The 1,888-nt window shown below is 67.4% G+C and carries 2 protein-coding genes; both read left to right on the plus strand.

Features of this window, described 5'->3' with window-relative positions; genetic code table 11:
• The coding region (locus FCI23_RS55405) for a cytochrome ubiquinol oxidase subunit I (protein WP_136731722.1) at positions 1-865 on the plus strand (865 nt) is incomplete at its 5' end.
• A gap of 5 nt (positions 866-870) precedes the next feature.
• Entirely contained in the window at positions 871-1,860 is a 990-nt protein-coding gene (locus tag FCI23_RS55410) for a cytochrome d ubiquinol oxidase subunit II (protein WP_136731723.1), read from the plus strand.
• Positions 1,861-1,888: the final 28 nt, after the last annotated feature.

Below are 1,888 nucleotides of genomic sequence, written 5' to 3' on the forward strand. Positions count from 1 at the left end.
GAAGGTGTTCTTCAACGGGGCCTTCTGGCTGGAATTCCTGCACATGCTGCTCGCCGCGTACATCGTCGCGGGCTTCACAGTCGCCGGGGTCTACGCCGCCGGAATGCTGAAGGGCCGACGCGACCGCTATCACCGGTTGGGATTTCTCATCCCCCTCACCGTAGCGAGCATCGCGATGCCGCTGCAGTTCATCGTCGGCGACACGATCGCCCGCCAGGTATTCGATAAGGAACCCGCCAAATTCGCCGCCATCGAGATCCTCCCCAAGACCGGTGACCATGTCCCCGAGACCCTCGGGGGCGTACTGATCGACGGCAAAGCGAGGTACGGCATCCAACTTCCGGACATCGCCTCCGTACTCGCGGGATTCACTCCCTCCACACGGATCAAGGGGATCGACGCGATCCCATCCGCCGTTCGGCCCGCCGACGCCGTCGTCAGCGTCGTCCACCTCGCCTTCGATGTCATGGTGGGCACCGCGTCCGCTCTGCTTTTGCTGGCTGTGTGGTTCGGTCTGCTCTGGTGGCGGCGGCGCGACATGCCGACCAATCGTTGGTTCCTGCGCGCATGCGCGGTCGCGGGCCTGGTGTCGATCGTGTCCCTGGAGAGCGGCTGGGTGACGACAGAGGTGGGACGCCAGCCCTGGACGGTGGTGGGACTGCTGCTCACCAGGGACGCCGTCACCACCACCGGAAACCTTTGGCCGTTCTTCGGGGCGGCGGTGGCGATCTACCTCGCCGTGGGCGTCACCGCCGTACTGGTACTGCGGTCCATGCGTCGACGCTGGGCCAAGGGCGACGACGCCGACGACGTACCGTACGGGCCGGAGCCGACGCCGCCCAACCAGCCGGTCGCCAGGAGCTGACGAGCATGAACGATGTCATCGCGGTTATCCTGTTCATCGGCGTCATCGCCTACGCCCTGTTCGGCGGGGCCGACTTCGGCGCCGGATTCTGGGACCTGACAGCGGGCGGCGCGGAGCGGGGACGCAAGCCGCGCGACCTGATCGACCACTCCTTGGGTCCGGTGTGGGAGGCCAACCACACCTGGCTGATCTTCTGCCTCGTCATGATCTGGAGTGGTTTCCCGCAGGCTTTCGCAGCGATCACCACGACCCTGTACATCCCCCTGGGATTGACGGTGCTCGGGATCGTACTGCGAGGGAGCGGCTTCGCCTTCCGTAAAGCCTTGGTCCGCACATCCGAGCAACGGGTCGCCGGGGCCGTGTTCGCCGCCTCCTCGGTGGTCACTCCCTTCTTCCTGGGGGCGGTGGCAGGCGGCATCGCCTCGGGCCGCGTTCCGACCAGCGGATACGGGGATGCGCTGTCCAGCTGGACCAACCCGACGTCCATGCTCGGCGGCATCCTGGCGGTCAGCGTCTGTGCCTACCTGGCGGCCGTGTTCCTCACCGGTCAGTCCGTGCGGCGCGGCGACACCGAGCTCGAGCAGGGATTCCGGCGGCGTGCGCTCGCCGCGGGCGTCGCCTCCGGACTGGTGGCCCTGGCGGGAGTATTCATCCTCCACGACGACTCACCCAGGCTCTTCCACCAACTGAGCAGAGTCGGACTGCCACTACTGATCATCTCGGCCGTCTGCGGAGTCGCCGCTCTGCTGCTGCTGCGCAGCGGCCGACCGCCCCTGGTACGGACGCTCGCTGCGGCGGCGATCGCCTGCGTGGTGGCAGGCTGGGGCGTCGCCCAGTACCCGTACCTGCTCGGCACCCATCTGACCATCGACCAGGCCGCCTCGCCGAGCGCCACCCAGTGGGTCCTGATCGCCGTCTCGTGCGTGGCAGCAGTGCTGATCGCCCCCTCACTGCTGCTGCTCTACACCCTCTCACTGCGCCGCAAGCTAGAATGAGCCGCCCCACCAGCCCTCAGGCGGCAGT

Origin of the sequence: Actinacidiphila oryziradicis, assembly GCF_005047355.1 — a bacterium.
In the GTDB taxonomy this organism is placed as follows: domain Bacteria; phylum Actinomycetota; class Actinomycetes; order Streptomycetales; family Streptomycetaceae; genus Actinacidiphila; species Actinacidiphila oryziradicis.

Bases quoted from the DNA above. Each gene is read 5' to 3' on its own strand.
- FCI23_RS55410 (WP_136731723.1), top strand. From the start codon at position 871: ATGAACGATGTCATCGCGGTTATCCTGTTCATCGGCGTCATCGCCTAC.